The 24,928-nt window shown below is 72.0% G+C and carries 24 protein-coding genes; 15 read left to right on the top strand and 9 right to left on the bottom strand.

Translation table 11 applies throughout. The features are described 5' to 3' along the window. Positions 1 to 45: 45 nt before the first annotated feature. Genes hemL through ccsB form a run of 6 tightly spaced genes read left to right on the top strand, consistent with a single transcriptional unit; the run spans position 46 to position 6,035 of the window. Positions 46 to 1,383, top strand: a complete 1,338-nt coding sequence (gene hemL / locus OG598_RS25485) for a glutamate-1-semialdehyde 2,1-aminomutase (protein ID WP_328651402.1) — start codon at positions 46 to 48, stop codon at positions 1,381 to 1,383. A 6-nt stretch (positions 1,384 to 1,389) separates the two neighbouring features. Continuing rightward, a complete protein-coding gene (locus tag OG598_RS25480; protein ID WP_328651401.1) occupies positions 1,390 to 2,037 on the top strand; it encodes a histidine phosphatase family protein in 648 nt (215 codons plus the stop codon). After that, positions 2,037 to 2,603 carry a TlpA family protein disulfide reductase gene (locus OG598_RS25475; protein WP_328651400.1) on the top strand — a complete coding sequence of 189 codons (567 nt, stop codon included), beginning with the start codon at positions 2,037 to 2,039 and terminating at the stop codon, positions 2,601 to 2,603. Before OG598_RS25480 ends, OG598_RS25475 begins: the two co-directional genes overlap by 1 nt. Then, the gene (locus tag OG598_RS25470) at positions 2,603 to 3,421 is read left to right on the top strand and encodes a cytochrome c biogenesis CcdA family protein (protein ID WP_328651399.1); all 819 of its coding nucleotides are present in this window, start codon (positions 2,603 to 2,605) and stop codon (positions 3,419 to 3,421) included. The genes OG598_RS25475 and OG598_RS25470 overlap by 1 nt, the downstream gene beginning before the upstream one ends. Then, positions 3,421 to 5,064 (top strand): cytochrome c biogenesis protein ResB, encoded by a 1,644-nt coding sequence (resB, locus tag OG598_RS25465; RefSeq protein ID WP_328651398.1) that lies wholly within the window; start codon positions 3,421 to 3,423, stop codon positions 5,062 to 5,064. Before OG598_RS25470 ends, resB begins: the two co-directional genes overlap by 1 nt. Beyond that, positions 5,064 to 6,035, top strand: a complete 972-nt coding sequence (gene ccsB / locus OG598_RS25460) for a c-type cytochrome biogenesis protein CcsB (RefSeq protein ID WP_328651397.1) — start codon at positions 5,064 to 5,066, stop codon at positions 6,033 to 6,035. Before resB ends, ccsB begins: the two co-directional genes overlap by 1 nt. Before the next feature lie 71 nt (positions 6,036 to 6,106). Here the strand turns inward: ccsB and OG598_RS25455 are convergent, their stop codons facing one another. After that, complete coding sequence (locus OG598_RS25455; RefSeq protein WP_328651396.1) at positions 6,107 to 7,468, bottom strand: hypothetical protein; 1,362 nt, start codon at positions 7,466 to 7,468, stop codon at positions 6,107 to 6,109. Positions 7,469 to 7,817: 349 nt separating this feature from the next. Here OG598_RS25455 and OG598_RS25450 point away from each other — a divergent pair, with 349 nt between their 5' ends. Continuing rightward, positions 7,818 to 8,624: a helix-turn-helix domain-containing protein gene (locus tag OG598_RS25450; protein WP_328651395.1), complete on the top strand. Its 807-nt coding sequence runs from the start codon at positions 7,818 to 7,820 to the stop codon at positions 8,622 to 8,624. Further along, positions 8,615 to 8,803, top strand: coding sequence for a DUF397 domain-containing protein (locus OG598_RS25445; protein WP_328651394.1), 189 nt, complete (start codon positions 8,615 to 8,617; stop codon positions 8,801 to 8,803). The genes OG598_RS25450 and OG598_RS25445 overlap by 10 nt, the downstream gene beginning before the upstream one ends. 181 nt (positions 8,804 to 8,984) lie before the next feature. Here OG598_RS25445 and OG598_RS25440 read toward each other — a convergent pair whose 3' ends face one another. Continuing rightward, complete coding sequence (locus OG598_RS25440; protein ID WP_328651393.1) at positions 8,985 to 9,461, bottom strand: MarR family winged helix-turn-helix transcriptional regulator; 477 nt, start codon at positions 9,459 to 9,461, stop codon at positions 8,985 to 8,987. A gap of 83 nt (positions 9,462 to 9,544) precedes the next feature. Here OG598_RS25440 and OG598_RS25435 point away from each other — a divergent pair, with 83 nt between their 5' ends. Then, positions 9,545 to 10,099, top strand: a complete 555-nt coding sequence (locus OG598_RS25435) for a carboxymuconolactone decarboxylase family protein (RefSeq protein ID WP_328651392.1) — start codon at positions 9,545 to 9,547, stop codon at positions 10,097 to 10,099. 23 nt (positions 10,100 to 10,122) lie between these two features. On the opposite strand, the gene OG598_RS25430 is transcribed toward OG598_RS25435, so the two are convergent. After that, positions 10,123 to 10,998: an alpha/beta fold hydrolase gene (locus OG598_RS25430; RefSeq protein WP_328651391.1), complete on the bottom strand. Its 876-nt coding sequence runs from the start codon at positions 10,996 to 10,998 to the stop codon at positions 10,123 to 10,125. 265 nt (positions 10,999 to 11,263) lie between these two features. Between OG598_RS25430 and OG598_RS25425 the strand changes: the two genes are divergently transcribed. Then, positions 11,264 to 12,724 (top strand): menaquinone biosynthesis decarboxylase, encoded by a 1,461-nt coding sequence (locus OG598_RS25425; protein ID WP_328651390.1) that lies wholly within the window; start codon positions 11,264 to 11,266, stop codon positions 12,722 to 12,724. Then, complete coding sequence (mqnP, locus tag OG598_RS25420) at positions 12,724 to 13,635, top strand: menaquinone biosynthesis prenyltransferase MqnP (protein ID WP_328651389.1); 912 nt, start codon at positions 12,724 to 12,726, stop codon at positions 13,633 to 13,635. Before OG598_RS25425 ends, mqnP begins: the two co-directional genes overlap by 1 nt. A 21-nt stretch (positions 13,636 to 13,656) precedes the next feature. Here the strand turns inward: mqnP and OG598_RS25415 are convergent, their stop codons facing one another. Further along, entirely contained in the window at positions 13,657 to 14,643 is a 987-nt protein-coding gene (locus OG598_RS25415) for a terpene synthase family protein (RefSeq protein ID WP_328651388.1), read from the bottom strand. A 152-nt stretch (positions 14,644 to 14,795) separates the two neighbouring features. On the opposite strand from OG598_RS25415, the gene OG598_RS25410 reads away from it, so the two are divergent. Next, positions 14,796 to 15,425, top strand: a complete 630-nt coding sequence (locus OG598_RS25410; RefSeq protein WP_091395700.1) for a UbiX family flavin prenyltransferase — start codon at positions 14,796 to 14,798, stop codon at positions 15,423 to 15,425. Between the two features lie 142 nt (positions 15,426 to 15,567). Here the strand turns inward: OG598_RS25410 and OG598_RS25405 are convergent, their stop codons facing one another. Continuing rightward, on the bottom strand, positions 15,568 to 15,834 hold the full coding sequence (locus OG598_RS25405; RefSeq protein WP_007454516.1) for a BldC family transcriptional regulator: 267 nt from the start codon (positions 15,832 to 15,834) through the stop codon (positions 15,568 to 15,570). A gap of 270 nt (positions 15,835 to 16,104) precedes the next feature. On the opposite strand from OG598_RS25405, the gene OG598_RS25400 reads away from it, so the two are divergent. Genes OG598_RS25400 through OG598_RS25390 form a run of 3 tightly spaced genes read left to right on the top strand, consistent with a single transcriptional unit; the run spans position 16,105 to position 18,568 of the window. Beyond that, positions 16,105 to 16,563, top strand: a complete 459-nt coding sequence (locus OG598_RS25400) for an Lrp/AsnC family transcriptional regulator (protein ID WP_091395696.1) — start codon at positions 16,105 to 16,107, stop codon at positions 16,561 to 16,563. 50 nt (positions 16,564 to 16,613) lie between these two features. Continuing rightward, entirely contained in the window at positions 16,614 to 17,444 is an 831-nt protein-coding gene (locus OG598_RS25395; protein ID WP_328651387.1) for an SDR family NAD(P)-dependent oxidoreductase, read from the top strand. Between the two features lie 32 nt (positions 17,445 to 17,476). Further along, complete coding sequence (locus OG598_RS25390) at positions 17,477 to 18,568, top strand: PLP-dependent cysteine synthase family protein (protein ID WP_328651386.1); 1,092 nt, start codon at positions 17,477 to 17,479, stop codon at positions 18,566 to 18,568. A 36-nt stretch (positions 18,569 to 18,604) separates the two neighbouring features. Here OG598_RS25390 and OG598_RS25385 read toward each other — a convergent pair whose 3' ends face one another. From OG598_RS25385 to OG598_RS25370, 4 genes are all read right to left on the bottom strand, one after another. Next, positions 18,605 to 19,225: a putative glycolipid-binding domain-containing protein gene (locus tag OG598_RS25385; protein WP_372471488.1), complete on the bottom strand. Its 621-nt coding sequence runs from the start codon at positions 19,223 to 19,225 to the stop codon at positions 18,605 to 18,607. Positions 19,226 to 19,327: 102 nt separating this feature from the next. After that, complete coding sequence (locus OG598_RS25380; RefSeq protein WP_442931372.1) at positions 19,328 to 21,400, bottom strand: DEAD/DEAH box helicase; 2,073 nt, start codon at positions 21,398 to 21,400, stop codon at positions 19,328 to 19,330. Positions 21,401 to 21,597: 197 nt separating this feature from the next. Further along, positions 21,598 to 23,115 (bottom strand): hypothetical protein, encoded by a 1,518-nt coding sequence (locus OG598_RS25375; RefSeq protein ID WP_328651385.1) that lies wholly within the window; start codon positions 23,113 to 23,115, stop codon positions 21,598 to 21,600. Positions 23,116 to 23,229: 114 nt separating this feature from the next. Then, positions 23,230 to 24,777: an NlpC/P60 family protein gene (locus OG598_RS25370; RefSeq protein WP_328651384.1), complete on the bottom strand. Its 1,548-nt coding sequence runs from the start codon at positions 24,775 to 24,777 to the stop codon at positions 23,230 to 23,232. Positions 24,778 to 24,928: the final 151 nt, after the last annotated feature.

Raw genomic sequence — 24,928 nt, 5'->3', positions numbered from 1 at the left:
GGTGGCTGCTGGTTGACCGTCCGGCGCTGTCACAATGGCGGCATCGTGACCGACATCTTTCCCGCCGGATCCGGCCGCTACCCAGCCGATGCGCCGGCCTCCGAGGCCCTGTTCGACCGCGCCCGCGCCATCGTGCCGGGCGGGGTGAACTCCCCTGTGCGTGCCTTCCAGGCGGTCGGCGGCACCCCGCGTTTCATGGTCCGTGGTGAGGGCCCGTGGCTGTACGACGCCGACGGTCGCCGCTACGTCGACCTGGTCTGCTCCTGGGGTCCGCTGATCCTCGGGCACGCGCATCCCGAGGTGGTGGCCGCCGTCCAGGCCGCCGCCGCAAAGGGCACCAGCTTCGGCACCCCCACGCCGGGCGAGGTGGAGCTGGCCGCCGAGCTCGTCGACCGGACCCCGATGGAGCAGGTGCGCCTGGTCAACTCCGGCACCGAGGCGACCATGTCGGCGATCCGGCTGGCCCGCGGCTTCACCGGCCGCTCGAAGATCATCAAGTTCGCCGGTTGCTACCACGGCCACGTCGACGCGCTGCTCGCCTCCGCCGGCTCCGGCGTGGCCACCCTGGGCCTGCCCGACTCGCCCGGCGTGACCGGCGCGGCGGCCAGCGAGACGATAGTGCTCCCGTACAACGACATCCGGGCCGTCGAGGAGGCGTTCGCCGCCGAGGGCCAGCACATCGCCGCGGTGATCACCGAGGCTGCCGCCGGCAACATGGGCGTTGTGGCACCCCGCGACGGCTTCAACCAGCAGCTCGCCCGGATCGCGCACGCACACGGCGCCCTGCTCGTGGTGGACGAGGTGATGACCGGGTTCCGGGTCTCCCGCGCCGGGTGGCACGGCCTCGACGCCTCCGACGCCGACCTGTGGACGTACGGCAAGGTCATGGGTGGCGGCCTGCCCGCCGCGGCGTTCGGCGGGCGCGCGGACATCATGGCGCGGCTCGCGCCGGCCGGCCCTGTCTACCAGGCCGGCACCCTCTCCGGTAACCCGCTGGCCTGCGCCGCCGGCCTGGCGACCCTGCGGCTCGCCGACGACGCGCTGTACCAGCGCCTCGACGAGACGGCCGCCGTCGTGGGCAAGCTGGCGTCCGACGCGTTGGCCGCCGCCGGGGTCCCACACCGACTGTCGTACGCGGGCAGCATGTTCTCGGTCTTCTTCACCGACACCGACGTTGTCGACTACGACAGCGCGCGCACCCAGCAGGTGCCGGCGTTCAAGGCGTTCTTCCACGCGATGCTCGCCGCCGGCGTCTACCTGCCGCCGAGCGCGTTCGAGTCGTGGTTCGTGTCGGCGGCGCTCGACGACGCCGCTCTGGAACACATCGCCGACGCGCTGCCGACGGCGGCGAACGCGGCGGCAGCGGCCGGTCACGGGGGGTAGAAGACCTTGAGCAAGACGGTGGTCCACGTGCTTCGGCACGGCGAGGTGTACAACCCCGACCAGATCCTCTACGGCCGGCTGCCCGGTTTCCGCCTTTCCGAGCTGGGTGTGCAGATGGCCAAGGCCGCCGCGCAGGGCCTGGCCGATCGGGAGATCGTGCACGTGGTGGCCAGCCCGCTGGAGCGCGCCCAGCAGACCGCCGAGCCGATCGCCGCCCAGTTCGGGCTGCCGGTCGGGGTGGACGAGCGGCTGATCGAGAGCGCCAACTGGTTCGAGGGCAAGAAGGTCTCCCCGGGTGACGGGTCGTTCCGTGACCCGCGCAACTGGTGGGTGCTGCGCGACCCGGTGACCCCGTCCTGGGGTGAGGCGTACCGGGTGATCGCCGAGCGGATGTTCGCCGCCGTGCACGCCGCCCGGGTCGCCGCCGAGGGGCGCGAGGCGGTGCTGGTGTCGCACCAGCTCCCGATCTGGACGTTGCGCCGTTACGTCGAGCGCAAGCGGCTCTGGCACGACCCGCGCAAGCGGCAGTGCGGGCTGGCGAGCCTCACCTCGTTCCACTTCGACGGCGCGAAGGTCGCGGGCATCGGCTACAGCGAGCCGGCCGCGCACCTGATCGCTCTCTCCGCGACCGCCCGGACGGCCAAGGGGGCCTGATGAACGCCCGGAGGTGGACCGCCGGTCTGCTCGCCACCGTCGCCGCGGTGGCGCTGGCCGGCTGCACGTCCGGGGGCGGCGGGGAGAAGCACTGCACCAGCGACGGCCTCACGATCACCTGTGCGCCGGACCAGCGGTCGAAGACCCCCAAGGTGGTCGGAGAACTGCTCACCGGGGGCCAGTACGACGTCTCCCAGGCACGCGGCCAGGTAGTGGTCGTCAACTTCTGGGGTTCCTGGTGCGCGCCCTGCCGTGCGGAGGCTGACGACCTGGAGGACACCTACCAGGCCACCAAGGCGTCCGGGGTGACCTTCCTGGGGGTCAACGTGCAGGACAGCAAGGACAAGGCGATCGCCTTCGAGCGGGGGCGGGTGACCTACCCGAGCATCTTCGACCCGTCCAGCAGCCAGGCGCTGAACTTCGACATCCCGCCCAATTCCACACCGGCGACAGTGGTCCTCGACCGCGACGGCCGGATCGCCGCGGTGATCCGTCGCGCGGTGACGAAGGACGAGCTGCGGCCGATCGTCGAACGGGTCGCCGCCGAGAAGCCGGCGTCGAACTGATGGGTGAGACCTTCGAGCAACTGGCCCTCCGCGGGCCGCTGCTGCTCGCCATCGGCGCGGCGGCGCTCGCCGGCCTGGTCAGCTTCCTCTCCCCGTGCGTGCTCCCACTCGTCCCCGGTTACCTGTCGTACGTGACCGGTCTGGCCGGCGCCGACCTGGAGGGCCGGCGGCCGGAGGCCGACCCTGCGCCGGTCGGCGGGGGTGTCGCGGTCAAGGAGCGGGTCGCTCGGGCCGGCGCGGTGAAGGGTCGGGTGCTCGCCGGGACGCTGCTCTTCATCGGCGGCTTCACAGTCGTCTTCGTGGCCACCGCGATCCTCTTCGCCAGCATCGGCCGGGTGTTCTTCGACTACGAGCGCGAGTTGCAGATCGGCGTCGGCGTACTGATCATCGTCGCGGGGTTGAGCTACCTCGGGATGATCCCGGCCCTGCAACGGGAGTTCCGGATCTCCCGGTTGCCGTCCGCCGGGCTGCTCGGCGCACCGGTCTTCGGGGCGGTCTTCGCGCTCAGTTGGGTGCCCTGCACCGGCCCCACGCTCGGCGCGGTGATGGGCATGGCCACCGCCAGCGGCCAGAGCGACCGAGCCGTGGTGCTCGCCGTGGCGTACTGCCTCGGGTTGGGGATACCGTTCATCGTCTTCGGGCTGGGCTTCGAACGCCTGCTCGGGGTCTTCCGCGCCGTCCGGCGCAACAGCCGCTGGGTCACCCGGGTCGGCGGCGCCCTGCTCATCCTGATCGGTCTGGCCCTGGTCACCGGCGGATGGCAGAGCTTCGTGATCTGGTTGCAGACCACCGTCGGGGTGGGCGAGGTGAGCATCTGATGACGGTCGTCGACGACCGACCGGAGACCGTGGCGCCCGCGCCACGCCGCCGGCCGAACCGGCTGCTGGCCCTGCTGCGCAACTCGTGGCGGCAGCTCACCAGTATGCGTACGGCGCTGATCCTGCTCTTCCTGCTCGCGATCGCCGCCATTCCCGGCTCGGTGCTGCCGCAGCGCGGGATCAGCCCGGAGAAGGTCAACGAGTACTTCGTCGACCACCCGGACTGGGCCCCCCGACTGGACCGGATCGGCGCGTTCGAGGTCTTCGGGTCGGTCTGGTTCTCCGCGATCTACCTGCTGCTGTTCACCTCCCTGATCGGCTGCATCACGCCCCGGCTGCGCGACCACGTCCGCACGCTGCGGTCCCGGCCGCCGGCCGCGCCGAAGCGGATGGCCCGGCTGCCGCAGCACACGGTGCTGCCCGCCCCGCCCGGTGGGGCGGCGGCGATCGCCGAGATGCTGCGCAAGCGCCGTTGGCGCGTCGAGGTGCGCGGCGACGAGGTCTCCGCCGAGAAGGGCTACCTCAAGGAGACCGGCAACCTGCTGTTCCACACCTCGCTGATCGCGGTGCTGATCGGGGTGGCGCTCGGCTCCTGGTACGGCTGGAGCGGTAACCGGCTGCTGGTGGCCGGCGCTGACAACGCGTTCTGCAACACCCGCCAGCAGTACGCCGAGGCGAAGCTCGGCCCCCAGGTGGACAGCGCCGACCTGCCCGGCTTCTGCCTGCGGTTGGACGACTTCGAGGCCCGGTTCCTGGCGTCCGGCCAGCCGGAGTTCTTCAACGCCACCGTCACCGTCAGCGGTCCGGACGAGCCGACCCGCAGCGCCGACTTCTCGGTGAACTCGCCGCTGCGCCTGAACGACGCGAGCGTCTACCTGCTCGGCCACGGGTACGCCCCGGTGATCCGCTACACCGACCGGTTCGGCAACAGCCAGATCAGTGACGAGCCGTTCCTGACCACCGGCGACATGGGCCTGACCAGCGAGGGGCTGGCGGCCTTCCCGGACGCGAACGTCGACCCGGCGACCGGCAAGCGCGCACCGGATCTGCAGATGGCGTTCACCGGCATCTACCTGCCCACGGCGCCCGAGAAGGCGCCGTTCGTCCGCTCGCAGTACCCGACCGAGCGCAACCCGGTGCTGAACCTGGTCGCCTACCGGGGCAACCTCGGCCTGGACGCCGGCATCCCCGGCTCGGTCTACCAGCTCGATCAGCGGCAGGTGCGGGCCGGCAAGGTCAAGGAGGTCGGCACCAAACTGCTCCGCAAGGGCGAGACCTGGAAGCTGGACGACGGCACGACAGTCGAGTTCCTGGGCACCGAGCGGTACGTCACTCTCTCCGTCCGGCACGATCCCGGCTCGACGATGCTGCTGGTCAGTTGCGGCGTCCTGCTGGTCGGGCTGATGGGTTCGCTGTTCGGGAAGCGCCGTCGGGTGTTCTTCCGGGTGGTGCCGGCCGACCCCGGGGAAGGATCTCCGACGAGCGGTAGTAGCTTGATGGAGGTCGGTGGGTTGCCGCGTACCGACTATCCAGGGTTCGCCGACGAGTTCACCCAGCTGGTCGCCGCCGTCAGCGGTGCCGAACGGGCTGGTGCTGGCGCTGACTCCGCTGACCGGGCCGGCGTGCGAGAAGGAGCCGAGTGATGTCCGCACTCTCCGACAATCTGGTGTCGTTCGCGATCCTGGCGTACCTGATCGCGATGATCGGCCACGCCGTCGAGTACGCGCTGGGCAACGTGCGTACCCGGGTTGCCACGGCGGCTCCGGTGCGCGAGTTGGTAGGTGCCGGCGGCGGTGTCGTCCCGACGCCGCCCGCGCCGGTCCCCTCGTCACCTGCGGCCGACCGCTCCGCCGGGCGGGCCCGGCTCGCGGGCCTGATCGGGGTGGGCGCCACAGCGGTCGCCGCCGCGCTGCACCTCGCGGCGCTGGTCACCCGTGGGCTCGCCGCGGACCGCATGCCGTGGGGCAACATGTACGAGTTCGTGCTCACCGTGACGTTCATCGGGGTGGCCGCCTGGTTGGTGGTGCTCTGGAAGCGACAGTCGCTGCGCAAGCTCGGGCTCTTCCTCACCCTGGTGATGGTGCTGCTGGTCGCCACCGCCGAGCTGGTGCTGTACGTGCCGATCGTGCCGCTGGTCCCGGCCCTGAACTCGTACTGGTTCATCATCCACGTCTCGACGATCGTCTTCGCGTCCGGCATCTTCCTGCTCGGCGTGGTGCCGGCGGTCGGCTTCCTGATGCGCAACGGGTACGAGCAGGGCAAGCGGAGTTTCCCGTACACCCTGGCGAAGCGGCTGCCCGGCGCGGCCGGCCTGGAGCGGCTGACCTTCGCGCTGCACGCCTTCGCGTTCCCGATCTTCACTTTCGCGGTGATCGCCGGTGCCATCTGGGCCGAGGCGGCCTGGGGTCGGCCGTGGGGCTGGGACCCGAAGGAGACCTGGGCGTTCATCTCCTGGGTGGTGTACGCCGGCTACCTGCACGCCCGCGCGACGCCCAGCGTGAAGCGCAACGTGGCCACCTGGATCGCGGTACTCGGCTTCCTCACCATGCTGATGAACCTGTTCGGCGTGAACATCTTCTTCACCGGCCTGCACTCGTACGGCGGGCTGGACTGACGTGGTTGACGACAATGCGGGCCGGTCACTGAATCGTCAGTGACCGGCCCGCATTGTTCTCCGTGCCTGGGTCAGCTCACGGTGACCGGGGCGATGTCGTTGCTCGGGTCGTCGTCCACCCGCGGGTAGCGGCCGTGCGGCTCGACCTGTCCGGCAGCGCCGGTGAGACGCTCGATCCGCAGGTCGAACGTGACCATGTGACTGGTCCCGGCGAGGAACACGACCACCCGCCCGTCGCAGTACCAGGTTGCCGGGGTGTCCGCGGTGCCCTCGTCGCCGCCGAACGGCCGGCAGTCTGACGGATGGTCCACGATGGTTACGCCAACGGGTGGGGTGAAGTAGAACGCGCCGACGACGTCGCCGGAGTTGGTGCCGTCCGGCACGCCGGGGCCGACATTACGCAGGCCCACGATGACCTGGACGGTGTCACCGACGGCTCCGGTGACGGCGGCGCCTTTGGCGACGATGTCGAAGGCGCCCTGGACCTGGCCCAGGTAGGTCCCGCCGCCGGCGCCGGTCACCTCGACCGGGACCACGTCGAGCGGTGCGCCGACCGGCCGCAGGCGCAGTGCCTGGTCGGCGTCGCGCCTCTTGAACTTCACATCGCTCGGAAGCGGCCCGGCGCTGGACAGCGGCTCCACGATCTGGTTGATTCGCTTGCCGCCGAGGGCGGCCGGACCGACGGCGGTGGGGAAGCCACCACGCAGTTCGTGCCGCTGGCCGGGCGCGAAGGTTCCCCGCACCGTGCAGGCGACCCTGGTGCCGAGCGCCGGGTCGGTGCCGTACCGGCAGTTGCGGTAGCTGGCCGGAATTATGCCGACCGGAAAACGGAAGGTGAGTCGGAGATCCACGGCCGGCTGGTCGCCGGCGTTGACCACGGCCACCGGCATTGCGTAACTGTCACCGACATCGACGCCAGCGACGTTTTCGTTGACCATGTCGAGCAGGTCGGGCCCGGACCGCACGGTGACAGTCGCCTGCTGGGTGTACGCCTCGGTCTGCTCGCCGAGCGCCGTGTAGTCGAGGGTGCCGGTCGCGCCGTCGACAGCGCCGGGCGCGGGCCGGAACACCACCGGGATGGTGCCGGTGAGCGTGCCGAACTCCTCGATGGCCGTCGGCGGCATCGGGCAGGTCACCGAGGTGCCCTGGGTGACGCAGTAGTCGGGGAAGCCGGCGGTGGCCACCCCGGCCAGGCCGGTCAGGTCGATTGTCACCCGGGGCTGGCTGGCGCCGGTGCTGTTCAGGGTCAGCGGCACAGTGCGGCCGGGAGCGCCGGGGCCGCCGACGGTGAGGTCACCCAGCCAGCCGTCGACCCAACCGGGGTCGTCCTGGGCCGCGGCCGGGCCAGCCGCCACGGCGACCAGTGCGGTGCCGACGACCAGCGCGGTCAGGCCGCGCAAGAGCCTGCCACGCGCAACGTGCACAGATCTCATGGATCTCCTTGGAGAGGGATGAGCCGATCGGAAGAAGCCGGGTTCGCAGCACCCCGACCCGACCGGCATCCATGATCTTAGAGATCACCTGTGACAGTTTTCGATCACGATTTCGGCCGTTGATCGACTCGGCTTTCAGGAAGTCGGGGTGTCGTGCGGCCCCGGACGCCGCGACGTCCTGGAACCCGAGTGGATCTTGTGGTGGCGGCTGTCGAGCCGGAGGGTCAGGCCGGGTCGCGGCTCGCGTTACCGCGATATGCGCGTCACGGCATGACACAGCGTCAGGCGCTCGCTACCGTGCGGCGGACGGGTCGCCTGACCCGACAATCGCGGCGGAAGGTGGGGTGCAGTGACCACAGTGGTGTCCACGGCAGCGCTGATCCGGGAACAGCTCCGGCGGTCCCGGCTCGCGGCCGGGCTGACCCAGGAGGAGTACGGCAAACGGGCGCACTACTCACCGTCCATGGTGTCGGCCGTCGAGCTGGGCCAGACGGCGCCCAACGAGGCGTACCTGATCCGGGCCGACGAGGTGCTCGACACCGGCGGCCTGCTGGTCTCGCTGCGCGAGCTGGGCCGGCGCGACGGCGAGCCGGTCTGGTTCCGCCCCTGGCTGGAGGTCGAACGGGTCGCCACCCAACTGCGCTGCTTCGAGGCGACGATGATTCCCGGGCTGTTGCAGACCGCCGACTACGCGCGGGCGGTGTTCCGGCTCGACCTGGGGCTCACCGCCGACCGGGTGGAGGAGTTGGTGGCGGCGCGGCTGGAGCGGCAGACGATCCTCGACCGGGAGCACCCGCCGCAGCTCACCGCCGTCATCGACGAAGCTGCGTTGCAGCGCTTCGCGGAAAGCTGCGCCGGGGTGCTGGCCGAGCAACTGCGGCACCTGGTGGCGTGCGCCCGCCGCCCGCACATAAGGGTGCACGTGCTGCCGCAGGGCGTGGGCCTGCACGCCGGCCTCTTCGGGCCGTTCATCCTCGGCCGCACCGCCGACGGCAGTTGGCTCGGCTTCCTCGACAACCAGACCGGCGGCACCGCAGTGGACGACATCTTCGAGGTGGCGACCCTGCTCGGAAGGTGGGAGAGTCTGCGCAGTGACGCGCTGCCCCGGCAGCAGTCGATCGACCTGCTCGAGGAGATCGTGAAGCCATGGATCTGACCGGAGCCCGCTGGCACAAGTCCACCCGGAGCGGCAACAACAGTGGCGCGTGCGTCGAGGTCGCCGACAACCTGCCGGGCCGGGTGCACGTCCGCGATTCCAAGGACCGCGACGGCGACCTGCTGACCTTCACCCCGGCCGCGTGGCGGGCCTTCGTCGAGCTGGCCCGCACCCACTGACCGCGCGCTGAACCGGGCAACCGCAAGGTTGTACCGCATCCGGCACGGGTCGCCCGGCAACCGCCACCTCGGCGACATGGCGTCGATCCGGTCCATGACTCGCCACCGGATCATGCCCGCGCAGCAACGACGCGCGCCGAGCCGATCCTGGTCACCACCAGGCCGGAGAGCGGCTCTGGGGTCAGCCGCCGAACCAGCCGGGCACGTCGAGTCGGAACCAGTTGGCCGAGGCCATCGTGCCGAGGTCGTCTTCCATTGCGGCGACCCGTTCCGGGCCGAGCGTCTCGGTCCACTGTGCTCGCAGTCGGTCGAAGATCTCGGCCGAGCGGCGTAGCCCGTCGGCACCGCGCGGGGTCACCCGGACCAGCCTGCGTCGGGCATCGGTGGGGTCGTCGGCCCTCTCCAGGTAGCCGACGGCCACCAACCGGTCGACGGTCTTGCCGGCGGCCTGCTTGGAGATGCCCAGCCGCTGGCCCAGTTCGGTGGCGGTGGTGCCGTCCGCGCCAACGGCCTGGAGCACGAACCCGTGCAGCGGTCGCAGCTCAGGATGCCCCTCCCGGGCCAGCTCGGCGTGCAGGTCGTCGATCAGCGTCCGGAAGCCGGCCAGCAGCAACAGTGGCAGCGCGAAGCCGGGGCGCGCGGGATCAGCGGTTGCCATATTCGACAACCACGTTTACTATTTCGTCAACCACGTTGACTATCGTACCGTCCTCCGCTCCAGGCTCTGGAAAGCAGGTAACCATGTCCGTCTTCACCGCCCACACCGCCGAGACCGCACCCGCCGCCGCCCGTCGGTCCATCGAGGGAGTACGCGGCCGGTTCGGCTGGCTGCCCACCCCGGTGGCGCTGATGGCCGATTCGCCGCAGTTGCTCACCGGCTTCCTCACCGCCAGCACGGGCTTCGAGCAGACCGACCTCGCCCCGCTGGACCAGGAGGTGGTCATCCTGACGGTCTCCACCAGTCACGAATGCCATTTCTGCGTCGCCCTGCACACCGGCAAGCTCACCCGACTCGGCGCGACCCCCGAGCTGATCACCGCGCTGCGTGCCGGCACGGTGCTGCCCGACCCGCGCCTGGAGGCTCTGCGCCGCTTCACGCTGGCCGTGCTCGACCACCGGGGCGCAGTGCCCGACGACGAGCTGGACGACTTCCTGGCCGCCGGCTACCAGCCCCGGCACGCGCTGGACGTGGTGCTCGGCGTCGGCGCGTACACGATGTCCACCTTCGCCAACCGGCTCACCCGGGCACCGCTCGACCCGCCACTGGCCGCTCACGCCTGGACGCCCGCCGCCTGACCGAGGACACCAGCGACCCCTGCTCAGGCCGACTGAAGGAAGTCGCGCAGCAGGGCGAGCATCTCGTCCGGGCGCTCCTCGTACAGCCAGTGCCCGCAGTCCTCGATCACCTCGCCGCGCACCGTGTCGGCGTACCGGCGGACCTGCTCGGCGACCTGCCCGCCGAGGCTGGCCGCCGAGCCGACGGCCAGCACCGGCATGGTCAGCTTGGTGCCCCGGTACGCCGCGTTGTCGGCGACGTCCTGCTCGAACGCCCGGAAGTAGGCGAAGCTGGCCCGCAGGTGCGCGGGGTCGCGCAGGTGGCTGGCGAACTCCTCGATGTCGGGCGCGGCGATGCTGCCCTTTCGCACCATCAGCGCGTCGGTGAACTTGTCCACCCAGAGCGACTCCCGCCCCTTGACCAGCGCCTCCGGGAGCCCGTTGCCGAGGGAGAAGTAGCCGAAGTTCCACACCCCGGGCCCGGCCGAGGTGAGCGCGGGGAACGTGTAGATGCTCTCGTCGGGGATCGGCGCCTCGGTGAGCACCAGCCGACTCACCCGCTGCGGATGGGCGGCGGCGTACGCGTACGCCACCATGGTCCCCAGGTCGTGCCCGACCAGCCGAAGGTCACCGACCAGGCCGAGCTGGTCGAGTAGTCCGTGCAGGTCGGCGGCGACGGTCTTCTTGTCGTACCCCCCGTCCGGGGCGTCGCTGCCGCCGAAGCCGCGCAGGTCGGGCGCTACCACGTCGAAGGAGCGCCCCAACTCGGGCAGCAGGTGCCGCCACATGTACCAGCACTGCGGGTACCCGTGCAGCAGCACCAGCGGCGGGCCGGCCCCGCCACGGACGTAGTTCATGGCGATCTGCCCGACCCGAGCCCGTTGCTCGGTGAACCCCGCCGGAACCCGCTCCCCGCCCATCGCCGCCCCCGTCCGCCGTCCCGACCTCTGCCGCCTGCCCGGCTACCCGCTCAACCGCCCACCATGCCCCTGAGGTGCGCGTTGATCGACTCGCCTTCCTTGAAGTCGCGGTGTCCGGCGGCCTGGGACACCGCGGTTTCCTGAAAGCCGAGTCGATCTCGACCAGCCGCCCGCGCCCGCCGCCGCCACCGCTGCGGCGGCGGGCGGCGGGCGTCACAGCACCCGGCCTGGGCCGTGCGGGAGCCTGTGCGGGAGACTGGGCGACATGGCGGCTCGTGGCTTCCCGTACACCGATCTCAAGGACTTCATCGCGGCGCTGGAGCGCGCGGGGGAGTTGCGCCGGATCGACGTCCCGGTCGATCCGACCCTGGAGATCAGCGAGGTGGTCACCCGCACGGTGCGGGCCGGCGGCCCGGCGCTGCTCTTCGAGCGTCCGACCCGGGGCGAGATGCCGGTGGCGATCAACCTGTTCGGCACCGAGAAGCGGATGGCGATGGCCCTCGGCGTCGACTCGCTGGACGAGATCGGTGCCCGGATCGGCGCGATGATCAAGCCGGAGCTGCCGGTCGGCTGGTCGGGCATCCGGGAGGGCCTCGGCAAGGTCATGCAGCTCAAGTCGCTGCCGCCGCGCAAGGTGAAGACCGCCCCCTGCCAGGAGGTCGTCTACCGGGGTGAGGACGTCGACCTCAACCGGCTGCCGGGGTTGCAGGTCTGGCCCGACGACGGCGGGATCTTCCACAACTACGGGCTGACCCACACCAAGCACCCGGAGACCGGCAAGCGCAACCTCGGCCTGTACCGACTCCAGCAGCACGGCCGCAACACCCTGGGCATGCACTGGCAGATCCACAAGGACTCGACGGCGCACCACGCGGTCGCCGAGCGGCTCGGGCAGCGCCTGCCGGTCGCGATCGCGATCGGCTGCGACCCGGTCGTCTCGTACGCGGCCAGCGCCCCGCTGCCCAGCGACATCGACGAGTACCTGTTCGCCGGGTTCCTGCGCGGCGAGCGGGTGGAGATGGTCGACTGCCTCACAGTGCCGTTGCAGGTGCCGGCGCACGCGCAGATCGTGCTGGAGGGCTACCTGGAGCCGGGTGAGCGGCTGCCCGAGGGGCCGTTCGGCGACCACACCGGCTTCTACACGCCGGTCGAGCCGTTCCCCGTGCTGCACATCGAGGCGATGACCATGCAGCGCAAGCCGGTCTACCACTCGATCGTCACCTCGAAGCCGCCGCAGGAGGACCACGGCCTCGGCAAGGCCACCGAGCGGATCTTCCAGCCGCTGCTCAAGCTGATGATCCCGGACATCGTCGACTACGACCTGCCGGCCGCCGGCGTCTTCCACAACTGCGCGATCGTCTCGATCCGCAAGCGCTACCCGAAGCACGCGCAGAAGGTGATGAACGCGATCTGGGGCGCGCACCTGATGTCGCTGACCAAGCTGATCGTGATCGTCGACGAGGACTGCGACGTGCACGACTACAACGAGGTCGCCTTCCGGGCGTTCGGCAACGTCGACTACGCCCGCGACCTGCTGCTCACCGAGGGCCCGGTGGACCACCTCGACCACTCGTCGTACCAGCAGTTCTGGGGCGGCAAGGCCGGCGTCGACGCGACCCGCAAGCTGCCCACCGAGGGCTACACCCGCGGTTGGCCGGAGGAAATGACCATGAGCCCGGAAGTCGCCGCCCTGGTCGACAAGCGCTGGAAGGAGTACGGCATCTGATGGCCGTCATCGACGCACCGACGGCGAAGCCGGGCCGGACCAAGTCCTTCCTGAAGCTCGTCGCCGTCGAGCATTCCGTCTTCGCGCTGCCGTTCGCGTTCCTCTCCGCGCTGGCCGCGATGCAGGGTTCCGGCGGGCGGGTACGGTGGCTCGACCTGCTGCTGATCACCGTGGCGATGGTCGGGGCGCGGACGTTCGCGATGGCCGCCAACCGGATCCTCGACCGCAAGATCGACGCCCGGAACCCGCGTACCGCCGGTCGGGAACTGGTCACCGGAGCGGTGAGCGTGCGGACGGCCTGGACCGGCGCGGCCGTCGCACTAGTGGTCTTCCTCGTCGCCGCCGCCCTGCTCAACCCGCTCTGCCTGGTGCTCGCGCCGCTCGCAGTGGTGCCGCTGGTCGTCTACCCCTACGCCAAGCGGTTCACCAACTGGCCGCACGCCATCCTCGGGATCGCCCAGGCGGTCGGCCCCGTCGGCGCCTGGCTGGCGGTCACCGGCACCCTGGACGGCTCCGGGCCGGCCTGGCTGCTCGGCGCGGCAGTGGGGCTGTGGATCGGCGGCTTCGACCTGATCTACGCCTGCCAGGACTCCGAGATCGACCGGGAGATCGGCGTGCACAGCGTGCCCGCCCGGTACGGCCGGCGCTTCGCGCTGCACGCCTCCTCTGTCGCGCACGTGGTGACCTTCGCGCTGTTCGTCTGGTTCGGTGCGCTGATCGGTCTCGGCTGGCTCTGGTGGATCGGGCTGGCGCTGACCGCTGTGGCGTTCGCCTACCAGCACCTGGTGGTCACCCCGACCGACCTCAGCAAGGTCAACCGGGCGTTCTTCACCGCGAACGGGTTCGTCGGCATCGCGCTGTTCCTCTTCGCCCTGCTCGACCTGGTGGTCCGGCTCGGCCTACGGCCCTGAGGCTGGGTGGTCTGGCTCGGCCTACGGCCCTGAGGCTGGTGGGCTGGTGCTGACCGGGTAGCGGGCGCTCTCGAAGGTCCAGTCGACGGTCCCGCGCACGGCGTTCGCGATCCCGTCGAGATGGTCGGCGACCGCCTCGTCCAACGACGGGCCGAACGACGGCACCGCGGCTCGCAACGCGACGAAGCGCCGCATCGCCTCCCGCCAGTGCTCGGCAGCCCGTTCGGCCGCCTCCGCCTCGGGAACGCCCAGTTCGGCCTCGATGGCGAGGACCAGGTTGTGCCCGCCGGCGGTCACCCGGTCCCGTTCCAGCGAGGCCAGGTCGTTGTACCAGGAGAGCAGGTCGTTGCCGGTGCGCGCGATCTGACGCAGCAGCGGGTGGTGGTAGACCGGGTCGGGCAGTGGCCGGCCGCTGACGAACTCCACCAGCGGGTACGACACCTCCGCCGCCGAGGTCGACCGACGTAGCTCGACGTACTCGTCCACGCTCGGACGGCGGCCGGCCTCCTTGGTGACGGCCTCCTGCCAGGTGCCGTCGAGGTGGCGGGCCACCGCGTCGGCGAAGCGCTGCCGCCACCGTGCCGGCATCCGGCGGCGCGGCTCCCGCCAGGCCAGCACCAGCAGTCGCCGCAGCGGGCCGGTCAGCCCGGGCTGCCGCAGCCGCGTGCCGTCGTGCAACAGCGCCAGGGTGCCGTTGCGCAGCGCCCGGATCTGCTCGGGCGTCAACCGACTCGGCCCGTCGCAGGCGTCGTCGACAAGGAAGAACCAGGTGAACAGCGCGGCCAGCACCCGCAGGTCGGTTTCGGTCGCCCCCGGGTAGAGCCGCGCGGCGTACCGGGCGAAGGCGCCCCGGGACAGCCGGTGCAGTGCGGCGTCGTCCAGTGGAAGGCCAAGCTCGGGCAGGAGACCGAGCAGCCAGTCCTGCACACGGTCGGCGTGTGGTGGTGGAAGCCGGGGTGGGATCGGACATTCGGCACGCAGCGCCCGGAGGATCTCGCCGGTCGTCACCGATGCCTCCTCTTCGAGATGGTTCCGGTGCGAATCGCCAGCGGCAGCATGTCAGGTCGGTGGGATGCGCGGGTACCCCGTCCGACATGTCGGACCCGACCAACCCGGGGGTGCCCACCAGCGGACCAGCCGGACCAGGCAGGCTTGGGGTCATGCGGGAACCATGGGTGGTCGGGGTCTCCGGTGCCTCCGGTACGCCGTACGCGGCTGCCGTCATCGGCGGACTGCTCGACGCGGGCGAGCCGGTGGACCTGATCGTGTCCCGGGCGGCACGACTCACAGTGCTCGACGAGACCGGCCGACCCTTCCGTGACGGGCACTGGGCCGAGGACCTCGCCGCCTGGCTGGATCGGGACCTGACCACGGCGGATGTGCGGCACTGGCCGGCCGGCGACCTGGCCGCCGGGCCGAGCAGCGGCTCCTACCGGGTACGCGGGATGGCGGTGGTCCCGGCCAGCACGGCCGCCTGCGCGGGCATCGCGATCGGGCTCTCCAAGGACCTGTTGCAGCGCGCCGCTGAGGTCAACCTCAAGGAACGCCGTCCCGTGGTGCTGGTCCCCCGGGAGACACCGGTGACCCGCAGCCATCTGGAGCACCTCATCGCCCTGCACGACGCGGGCGCCGTGGTGCTGCCGGCCAGCCCCGGCTTTTACGGCGCCGGGGCGGCGGCCAGCGCGCAGCAGCTTGTCGACTTCGTGGCCGGCAAGGTGCTGGACGCGCTCGGCGTCCCGCACACCCTGTTCCGGCGGTGGTCCGGCCAGCTCGGCGCAGCCCGAAGCTGAGCCGTCCGCTCGTGCTGAGCCGTCCGCTCGCGCTGGGCACAATTGTGCTGCTCAGCACGAGCGGTGTTGCCGCCCGGCGGTTGGCCGAAGCGGGACGCGGACCGGACTGGTGTCCGGTCCGCGTGGCGTTGTCCGCACCAGTTCAGTACATGCCGGCGTTGGCCGGACCCGGCCCCGTGGATGCCGCCGGCCCCACATTGCGTGGCTTACCGACCTCATCCACCTCGTCCAGCATGCCCTCCCCCTCAAGCAGGGCTCGCACCTCGGATTCCCGAAACCGGCGATGCCCGCCTGGAGTCCGGATGCTTCCTATCCGGCCGGCCGCCGCCCATCTCGTCACAGTTTTCGGGTCTACCCGAAACAGCGCGGCGACCTCACCCGGTGTCAGCAGGCGATCTCCAGTGTCCACAGCCCCCTCCTCGCGTCGACGAAGCCCCCGGCTGAACACACTGCCCCCGGCTGGTGCGTAGCCCAGAGCCGTCATGAGGGACGTATGGCAATTACAGCACCAGGGACATGGCCTGTCCGCCCAAACGCGAAAAATGCACTGAGTGGGGAGTTAGTAATGTTACTGGTGCTACCTCGGCCCTGACCGGCGGTTTATGAACAGTGACTCACCGCTCAGTCCAACGGGTGCCGAAGGCCGCACGTTACGCGTCAGCGGTTAAGGTCACTCTCTGTGGATGCCATCGACCTGAGCCTCGTCGACCTGCTGCGCGGCAACGCCCGCCTGTCGTACGCCGAGTTGGCCCGACAGGTGGGCCTCTCGGCCCCGGCCGTGCACGAGCGGGTCGGCAAGCTGGAGAGCAGCGGCGTGGTCCGGGGTTACCGCGCGGACGTGGCCCCGGAGTCGATCGGACTGGGTGTCACAGCGCTGATCGGCATCGTCGAGGACTCCGGTGCCGACAGCGACGACATGCTCGAGTCGCTGCGGGTGCTGCCCGAGATCGAGTCCTGCTACTTCATGGCGGGCGTGGAGTCGTTCCTGCTCAAGGCGCGGGTCGGCACGATCGCCGAGCTGGAGCAGTTGATCGTGCGGTTGAACCGGACGCCGGGGGTGGCCTCCACCCGTACCGCCATCGCGCTCTCCACCAAGTGGGAGAACCGCCCCCAGCCGGTCGGCCCGCCCGCGGCCTGACCGCCGCGTACCCCTGGTGTCGCCCGGGCGGCCGGCGGTAGCGTGCGCCGATGACCCCGCCGGCGCGTCCCGTGGCCGTGGTGACCGGCGCTGCCGGCGGCCTGGGCCGCGCCATCGCCACCGCGCTGCACACCGACGGTTGGTCGGTGCTGCTCACCGACCTCGACCCGGTGGCGGTGCAGAGCGCCGCTGCGCCGCTCGGCGGCTGGTCGGCCGCCCTGGACGTCCGGGACGAGGATGCCTGCGCCGCCATCGCCGCGAACGCGGCAGGTCGGGGCGACCTCGCCCTCTGGGTAAACAACGCCGGCATCCTGGTCACCGGGGCGTCGTGGGAGCACGACGCCGCGACCCGCCGTCGGGTGCTCGACGTGAACACCCACGGCGCCATGAACGGCACCCTCGCCGCGCTGACGGTGATGCGCGGGCAGGGCCACGGCCACGTGCTCAACGTCGTCTCGTTGGCCGGGCTGGTCGCCGCGCCCGGCGAAACGGTGTACGCGGCCAGCAAGCACGCCCTGCTGGCGTTCAGCCTCGGCACCCTGTCCGACCTGCGGATGGCCGGGCACCGGCGGGTGCACGTCTCCTGCCTCTGCCCGGACGGCATCTGGACCCCGATGCTGCACGACCGGCTGGACGACCCGGGGGCGGTGGCCTCGTTCACCGGATCGATGCTGACCGCGCAGCAGGTGGCGGCCCGGGCGGTCCGGCTGGCCCGCCGGCCACGTCCGGTGGTCAGCCTGCCCCGCTGGCGGGGAGCGCAGGTACGCCTGTTGGACGCACTGCCCAGGCTGGCCGTCGCGCTCACCCCGATCGTCCGGGCCGCCGGTCGCGCCGGTCAGCGCCGCCAACGCCGCAGGTCAACGCCGCCGGACCCGCGCTGACCACCGCTGGCCCGCTTGCTAGGTTTCCGAGCGTGACTCATCTCGACCGGTGCGACGAATCCAGCCGAACCTGGGTGACCGAGGCGATCGCCGCCGTCGAGGCAGACGCGAACCGGTCCGCCGACACCCACCTGCTGCCGTTCCCGCTGCCCCGGGAATGGGGGATCGACCTCTACCTCAAGGACGAGTCGTCACACCCCACCGGCTCGCTGAAGCACCGGCTGGCCCGTTCACTGTTCCTCTACGGGCTCTGCAACGGCTGGATCGGGCCGCGCACCACGATCGTCGAGGCGTCGTCGGGTTCCACCGCGGTCTCCGAGGCGTACTTCGCCCGGATGCTGGGCCTGCCGTTCATCGCGGTGATGCCCGCCTCCACCTCGCCCGAGAAGATTACGCAGATCGAGTTCCAGGGCGGTCGGTGCCACCTGGTGGACGACCCGGCGAGCGTGGTGGTCGAGGCCCGGTGGCTCGCCGAGGACTCCGGCGGGCACTTCATGGACCAGTTCACCTACGCCGAGCGGGCGACCGACTGGCGGGGCAACAACAACATCGCCGAGTCGATCTACGCGCAGTTGGAGCTGGAGCGGCACCCGATCCCCGCCTGGGTCGTGGTGGGCGCCGGCACCGGTGGCACCAGCGCGACCATCGGCCGCTACGCCCGATACCGCCGGCTCGCCACCAAGCTCTGCGTCGTCGACCCGGAGAACTCGGCGTTCTACCCGGCCTGGTTGGCCGCCGACTGGTCGGTACGCACCGGGAAGGGCTCCCGCATCGAGGGGATCGGCCGGCCCACCGTGGAGGCGTCGTTCCTGCCCTCGGTGGTGGACCGGATGGTCCAGGTGCCGGACGCGGCTTCCCTGGCCGCCATGCGCGCCGGATCGGCGCTGCTCGGCCGCCGGGTGGGCGGCTCCACCGGCACCAACCTGTGGGGCGCGTTCGGCCTGATCGCCGCGATGCTCGCCGAGCGTCGGACCGGCTCGGTGGTCACCCTGATCTGCGACCCGGGCGACAGGTACGCGGACACGTACTACGCCGACGACTGGGTGGCCGCCCAAGGCCTCGACCTGACCCCGCACCTGGCCACCATCGACAGCTTCCTGGCCAGCGGGGCCTGGCCCGCCTGAGCCCGATCGGCCGGGCCTGGCCCGCCGGGGCGCTGATCAGCGCGGGTCGATCCGCTCGGCCAGCCCGGGGTAGCGCACCACGTAGCCGCTGTCGTCCAGATCGATGTCGGCAGTGAAGGTGCCGCTGGCGAAGCGCACCCGACCCGGCCCGAGCCCGGTGTAGATCTGCTCGGCCGGCACCACCTCCAGGCCGGGCAGCAGAACCCAGGCAACGGTGATCCGGTGCGCCACGTCGGCCGGCTCGGCCGCCATCCGAAGCCGGTGGACGGGCAGAGTGTTGAACAGCGGCGAACCGCTCAGGTCGACGTCGAGCGCGTCGGCCAGCCGGTCCGGGTCGTCAGTACCCGGCAGACCGGCCCGGCGGTGACCGGCCGCGACCAGGGCCGCGTCCAGGTCGCCCTGTTCGGCGGTGGTCACCCGCCAGCGGCCCGCGGCCCGTTCCAGCTTCACTCGGCGCAGCCAGCCGAGACCCTCGGCCTCGACCTCGACCCGGGTGGTGGCCCAGTCCGGCGTGGTGGTCAGTTGGTAGCGGGCGGTCCACGGGATCGGGTCCACGGCGAGCAGGGTGCCCCGGGCCGCCAACCCGTGGCCGTCGTCGAGCAGAACCTGCTCGCTGCCGGCGGTGTCCGTCCGGGACCAGAAGATTGACTTCGGCATGGTCGGCATGAGCCGGACGTTACGCGACCTGCTCGGTATCGGCAGGGCATGCGCGAACGCCGCCGCGAAGCCTGGGCTTCACGACGGCGTTCGGTGGATCAATCAGTGGGTACGCGCTGCCGGTCGTCCGCCGAAACCACGCCGATCGTCACGCGGGCGGTCCTCGCGGGGCCGGTCGTCGCGGGGCCGGTCGTCCCGGACCCGGCTCTCCGGGCGGAACCCACCGCGAGCGTCGCGGTCGCCGAAGCGCCGCTCGCCCTGCGGCCGGTCGCCGAAGCGCCGCTCGCCGGTCGGTCGGTCGCCCCGACCGTCCCGGTCGCCGAACTGCGGCCGGTCGCCGAACCGACGCTCGCCCTGCGGCCGGTCGCCGTAGCTCCGGTCGCCCTGCGGCCGGTCGCTGTGCTGCCGGTCGCCCCCGAAGCGCCGCTCGCCCTGCGGGCGGTCGCTGTAGCTCCGGTCGCCCTGCGGGCGGTCGCCGAAGCGGCGCTCGCCGGTGGGCCGGTCGCCGTAGCGCCGCTCGCCCTGCGGACGGTCACCGTAGCCCCGGTCGCCCTGTGGGCGGTCACCCTGCGGACGGTCACCGTAGCTCCGGTCACCCTGCGGACGGTCGCCGAAGCGGCGCTCGCCGGTGGGCCGGTCACCGTAGCTCCGGTCGCCCTGCGGACGGTCGCCGAAGCGGCGCTCGCCGGTGGGCCGGTCGCCGAAGCGCCGGTCACCCTGCGGACGGTCGCCGTAGCGGCGCTCGCCTCCGGTGCGGTCACCGAACCGACGCGGGCCGCCGGAACGGTCGTCGAACCGGCGCGGCCCGCCGGAGCGGTCGCCGTAGCCCCGGGGCTCCGGCTCGAGGCGGATCGGGACGCCACTGGGCTCGCGGGCGCCGACCAGCTCGGCCAACGCCGCGTCCCCGACCCGGACCCGGGTCTCGGCCGGCGCGACGCCGGCCTTCTCCATCATCGCCAGGGTGGTACGGCGCTGCTTGGGCAGCACCAGCGTGGCGACCGCGCCCGACTCGCCGGCCCGGGCGGTACGCCCCGCGCGGTGCAGGTAGTCCTTGGGGTCCTTCGGCGGGTCGACGTGCAGCACCAGGGTGACACCGTCGACGTGGATGCCTCGCGCCGCCACGTCCGTGGCGACCAGCACGTTCATCCGGCCCTCACGGAACTCGGCGAGCGTCTTGGTGCGCATCCGCTGGGTCTTGCCGCCGTGCAGCCCGCCGGCGCGTACGCCGACGGCCGCGAGCTGCTCGACCAGCCGGTCCACCCCGAGCTGGGTACGGGCGAAGACCATGGTCCGGCCGTCCCGGGCGGCGATCGAGGCCGCCACCGGGAACTTCTCGTGCGGCGGGATCAACAGCATGTGGTGGTCCATGGTGGACACCGAGGCGGTGGACGGCGCCGTGGAGTGGGTGACCGGGTCGGTCATGAACCGCTTGACCAACGCGTCGACGTCACCGTCCAGGGTGGCCGAGAAGAGCAGCCGCTGACCGTTCGCGGGCGTCTTCGCCAGCAGATCGGTCACCTCGGGCAGGAAGCCCATGTCGGCCATCTGGTCAGCCTCGTCGAGCACCGTGACCTCGACGTCGTCGAGCTGGCAGATGCCCCGCTCGATGAGGTCGCCGAGCCGGCCCGGGGTGGCCACGATGATCTCCACGCCGCGGCGCAGCGCGTCGATCTGACGGTCGTACGGGACGCCACCGACGGCGGTCTTGAGGAAGATGCCGACGGACTTGCCCAGCGGCACCAGGGCGTCGTTGACCTGCATGGCCAGCTCGCGGGTGGGCACCAGGACCAAGGCGCGCGGACGCATCGGCCGGGCCCGGTTGCGGGTGGCCAGCCGGGCGATCATCGGCAGACCGAAGGCGAGCGTCTTGCCCGAACCGGTCTGCCCGCGGCCCAGCACGTCGCGGCCGGCGAGCGCGTCCGGGACGGTGGCCCGCTGGATCTCGAACGGGCTGGTGATGCCCTGCTGAGCCAGCGCGCGGACCAGCGGCTCGGGCAGGCCGAGAGCGGCGAAGCTCATCGGCTCGGTGGTCTCGGTCGGCTCGGCCTGCGCGGTCGCCACCGGCGCGGTGCCGGCCTCGCTCAGCGGGACGTCGAGCTGCTCCCGGGTGGCATCGGCCGCCGGGACTGAGTTGAAAACGGACGTAACGGTGCTGGGGTCAGCAGAGGTGGTCAACAAAAACCTTTCGAGCGGGGCGCATCTTCGCGATGGCCTGCCGCGGCTGTACCGCCGGATCGCCCGCAAGATCGCCCAGGGGCGCACACCACGCGCGCCGGGTCAGTGATCTCAGCCAGTGTACGGCGGTCTGGCGAAGCCGCCAGCCGGTTGACCGACCGTAGTGGGCGGACTCACCATCGCTGGCGCTCGCTGGCTCACCCGTTGAGCACGCTGCCCACCAGACCGTCCAGGGCGTCACCAGCCAGCAGAACGACCATGACACTGATCGCCACCAGCAGCCCCAGAGCGGCGGCCAGGACGATCATCACCCGGGCGTTACTGGACCGCTCGGCCGGCGTGTCGGACCAGCCCTGGGCCAGGATGTGCCCGGTCAGCGAGCCGGAGGTCTCCACAGCGTTGGCGGGTATCGCGACAGTGGTGAAGCCGGCACCCTCGCCGTTGCCGTAGACGGTGCCGGCCAGGTCGGTGCGACTGTCGTGCCGCCCACCACGGGCGCCGGCGGCGTCCCGTGCGGCGGAACCAGCCGGTGGGCCGCTCGGCGGCGCGGTCACGCGGGAGTTTCCGGCGCTGTTCCCGGTCGGCGAAGGGGCCCCGGCGGTGGACGGTGGCCAGCTCGGCAGGGCTGGTGCGGGCACCACCGGCGGCGCGGAGGCAGCCGGCCCGGCCCATCCGGCACCGGACGTCGGGCGGGTCGCCCCACCGGGGGACGACCACCCGGCCGGTGGTGCGGAGACCGAAGCGCTGGCCCGTACGCCGGGCGTGTCGGCCATCGCCGGCGGCGGCGGAAACGGCGGTGCCGGCATCGGGCCGGGCGGGGCCGGTGGCGCCGGCATCGGCGGACCGGGTGGCGGCAGCGGCGGGCTCGGAACGGGCGGCGTCGGCGGGCCGGGGATGGGCGGCACCGGCGAGGGCGGCGGGGTGGGCGGGCCCGGAACGGGCGGGACCGGACCGGGCGGCGGCGTGGGTCGAGGACCCGGCGTCGGCACCGGACCGGGCGGGTACGGACCCGGGGCCGGCGCGGGCTCCGGTTCCGGTGGCGACGGCTGGGTCGGCCCGGGGCCAGGTGGCGTGGGGTCCGGCTCCGGCTCCGGGGTCGACGGCGTCGGAGGCTGGGCCGGCTCGGCACCCACCGGCGAGGCTCGATAGACGGCGGGCGCGCTCTCGCGGCGGTCCGGGGTGCCCAGGGCGCTGGCAGTGCCCCGGCTGCTGCTCGGAACCGTGGCGCTGGCCCGGGCCGGCGCGGAGGAGTCGCTTCGCTGGCCCGGCAACGACACGTCGGCGGGGCTGGCCGAGCCGCTCGCACGGTAGGTGGTCGCGGTGACCGGAGCGCTGGCCGGAAGGTCACTGCGGAGAGCACCGGCGGTCACGACGCTGGCACGTGCGCGTACCGGTGCGGCGGCCGGGCTCTGGCGCTCGCTGCCAGCGGATGCGTCGTCGTCGGCGTCGGTCGAGGCGTCCTCGACGGCCGCTGCCGTGCCACTGCCGACCGGGCCACTGCCGACCGGGCCACTGCCGACCGTGCCGCTGACAGCCGGGGCGGCGTCGCCGTCAGCGGAGCCGGCGTCCGCCGAGCTGGTGTCACTGACTGTCGAGCTGGTGGCAGCCGGGCTGGCGTCGCTGGCGGCCACCGGGTCGGCGGTGCCCGGCCCTGGTGGGCCGGCCTGGTCGACCACGGGGTCGACAGTCTCCGCCGGATCTCTCTGCTCGGCCATTTCCGCCCTCCGCGCCATGCTCGCACCCGGACCCGTGACGTCGAGTCGGATGTGCCTGGTTGTCACGGTGCCACAGATCTTCCCGAGCGGACAGCCGGAGCCGGTCGTGGCGGATCAGCCCGTGGCGCTGGGGCTGCCCGTCGCGCTGCCACTGCCCGTCGCGCTCGTGCTCGCCTTCGGCGTGGTCGTCGGAGACGCGCTGGTCGGCGCGTTGGTCGGTGCCGAGGGCAGTGTCGTCGGAGTGTTGCTCGGGGTGTTCGACGGCTTCGGCGTGGTGCTGACCGTCGGGGTGGGCGTCGGGGTGGTCGTCAGCGTCGGCGTCGGCGTGGGCGTCGGCTTGGTGGTCTTCGTGGGCGACGGGGTCGGCGTCGGCTTGGTGGTCTTCGTGGGCGACGGGGTGGGCGTCGGCTTCGGGGTCGCGACGGGCGGGGTCGGGTTGGTCACGACCGGTGCCGGCACCGCGCCGATCACCCGGGTGGCGGCGTACAGCCGGGACCAGCGGACGACCGAGATCTTGACGACGTCGCCGGTGGTGGGCGCCTGCACCATCTTGCCGTTGCCGATGTACATGCCGACGTGGTGGATCGTCGTCCAGCTGCTGCCCGAGGCGAAGAAGAGCAGGTCGCCGGGGAGCAGCGCGCTCTGCGGAACGGTGCGGCCCCGGGTGGCGGCGTACTGGTCGCGGGAGACCCGGGGCAGGTCGAAGTAGTCGGCGCCGGGGGACCGGTACGCCGCCCACATCAGGCCGGAGCAGTCGAACTGGTTCGGCCCCTCCTCGGACCACTTGTACGGGTCGCCGAGCTGGGCGAGCGCGTACCGGACCGCGGCCAGTGCCCGGGGGTGCGCGGCCATGCCGCTGATGCTCTGGTTGGAGACGTAGCCGGCGCCGATCTGCTGCTCGGCGGCTTCCTGCTGACGTTCGATCTCGATCAGCGCGGCGGCGTTGTCCCGGCGCAGCTTGAGCAGGCTCGCCTCGGCGGTGCGGAGCGCCGTCTCACCGGCGGTGAACTCCGCCTCGGCGGCGGTGAGCAGCTCCTTGGCCTGGCTGTGCTTCTGGTACGCGGCCTGTTCGCCGGCGCGGGCCCGGGACAGCTCCCCGGCCACGCCGGTGGTGCCGCCGTCGACCTTCTCGCCACGGGTGATCGCCTGGAGGCGGCTGAGCCCACGGATGTCCTGGGCGAAGTCGCCCGGCGGCAACGCGGCGGCGGCCTTGACGGCCTCGGCGGCGGCGGTGTCGGCCGTCTGCTGGGCCCTGAGCAGGGCGTCCTGCGCGGTCGCCAGCGCCTTGCCGGCCGCGTCGAGCTGCGCCTGAGCGTCGACGCGTTTCTGCCGCTTCAACAGCAGATCCTCGCCGAGCGCGCCGACCTGGGCCTCACCGGCGGAGATCGCGGTGGCCAGCGGACCGTTGCCGATGTTGACCACCGGAGGGGCGGGCACGCCGGCGACCGGTGCGCCGCCGGGCAGCTGGAGCGAGCCGGTGACCGCCGGGCGCGAGCCGGTGTCCGGCACTGTGGTCGGCACGCCGGGCTCCGCGTACGCGGGGGTGGCCAGCACGGCCGCGGCGATCGCTCCGAGCAGGGCGGCCCAGAGCTTCGGACGCAGGACCGGCGAGATCACCGGGCTCCGTCGTCGCTGCCGTCGCCCGCGCCCGCTGTAGATCATGCCGCTCCCCGTCCAACCGCTCGTCGCCGCGCTCGGTGGGCGCGACCGCCGGGACGGTACCAGTGTGTGTGTTCCGCCCCACCTTGTTACTACCGCACCGCGCCACTCATGTCGATGCGTTGGCGGGTTACGGGAGGCTGAGAGTCTGGTG

Origin of the sequence: Micromonospora sp. NBC_00330 (genome assembly GCF_036136635.1) — a bacterium.
In the GTDB taxonomy this organism is placed as follows: domain Bacteria; phylum Actinomycetota; class Actinomycetes; order Mycobacteriales; family Micromonosporaceae; genus Micromonospora; species Micromonospora salmantinae.
This window is presented reverse-complemented; position numbering and strand designations above follow the sequence as displayed.

Coding starts and splice junctions, on each gene's coding strand:
- OG598_RS25475 (WP_328651400.1), top strand. CDS start 2,037: ATGAACGCCCGGAGGTGGACCGCCGGTCTGCTCGCCACCGTCGCCGCG.
- OG598_RS25470 (WP_328651399.1), top strand. CDS start 2,603: ATGGGTGAGACCTTCGAGCAACTGGCCCTCCGCGGGCCGCTGCTGCTC.
- resB (WP_328651398.1), top strand. CDS start 3,421: ATGACGGTCGTCGACGACCGACCGGAGACCGTGGCGCCCGCGCCACGC.
- ccsB (WP_328651397.1), top strand. CDS start 5,064: ATGTCCGCACTCTCCGACAATCTGGTGTCGTTCGCGATCCTGGCGTAC.
- OG598_RS25455 (WP_328651396.1), bottom strand. CDS start 7,468: ATGAGATCTGTGCACGTTGCGCGTGGCAGGCTCTTGCGCGGCCTGACC.
- OG598_RS25445 (WP_328651394.1), top strand. CDS start 8,615: ATGGATCTGACCGGAGCCCGCTGGCACAAGTCCACCCGGAGCGGCAAC.
- OG598_RS25440 (WP_328651393.1), bottom strand. CDS start 9,461: ATGGCAACCGCTGATCCCGCGCGCCCCGGCTTCGCGCTGCCACTGTTG.
- OG598_RS25435 (WP_328651392.1), top strand. CDS start 9,545: ATGTCCGTCTTCACCGCCCACACCGCCGAGACCGCACCCGCCGCCGCC.
- OG598_RS25430 (WP_328651391.1), bottom strand. CDS start 10,998: ATGGGCGGGGAGCGGGTTCCGGCGGGGTTCACCGAGCAACGGGCTCGG.
- OG598_RS25425 (WP_328651390.1), top strand. CDS start 11,264: ATGGCGGCTCGTGGCTTCCCGTACACCGATCTCAAGGACTTCATCGCG.
- mqnP (WP_328651389.1), top strand. CDS start 12,724: ATGGCCGTCATCGACGCACCGACGGCGAAGCCGGGCCGGACCAAGTCC.
- OG598_RS25410 (WP_091395700.1), top strand. CDS start 14,796: ATGCGGGAACCATGGGTGGTCGGGGTCTCCGGTGCCTCCGGTACGCCG.
- OG598_RS25395 (WP_328651387.1), top strand. CDS start 16,614: ATGACCCCGCCGGCGCGTCCCGTGGCCGTGGTGACCGGCGCTGCCGGC.
- OG598_RS25385 (WP_372471488.1), bottom strand. CDS start 19,225: ATGCCGAAGTCAATCTTCTGGTCCCGGACGGACACCGCCGGCAGCGAG.
- OG598_RS25375 (WP_328651385.1), bottom strand. CDS start 23,115: ATGGCCGAGCAGAGAGATCCGGCGGAGACTGTCGACCCCGTGGTCGAC.
- OG598_RS25370 (WP_328651384.1), bottom strand. CDS start 24,777: ATGATCTACAGCGGGCGCGGGCGACGGCAGCGACGACGGAGCCCGGTG.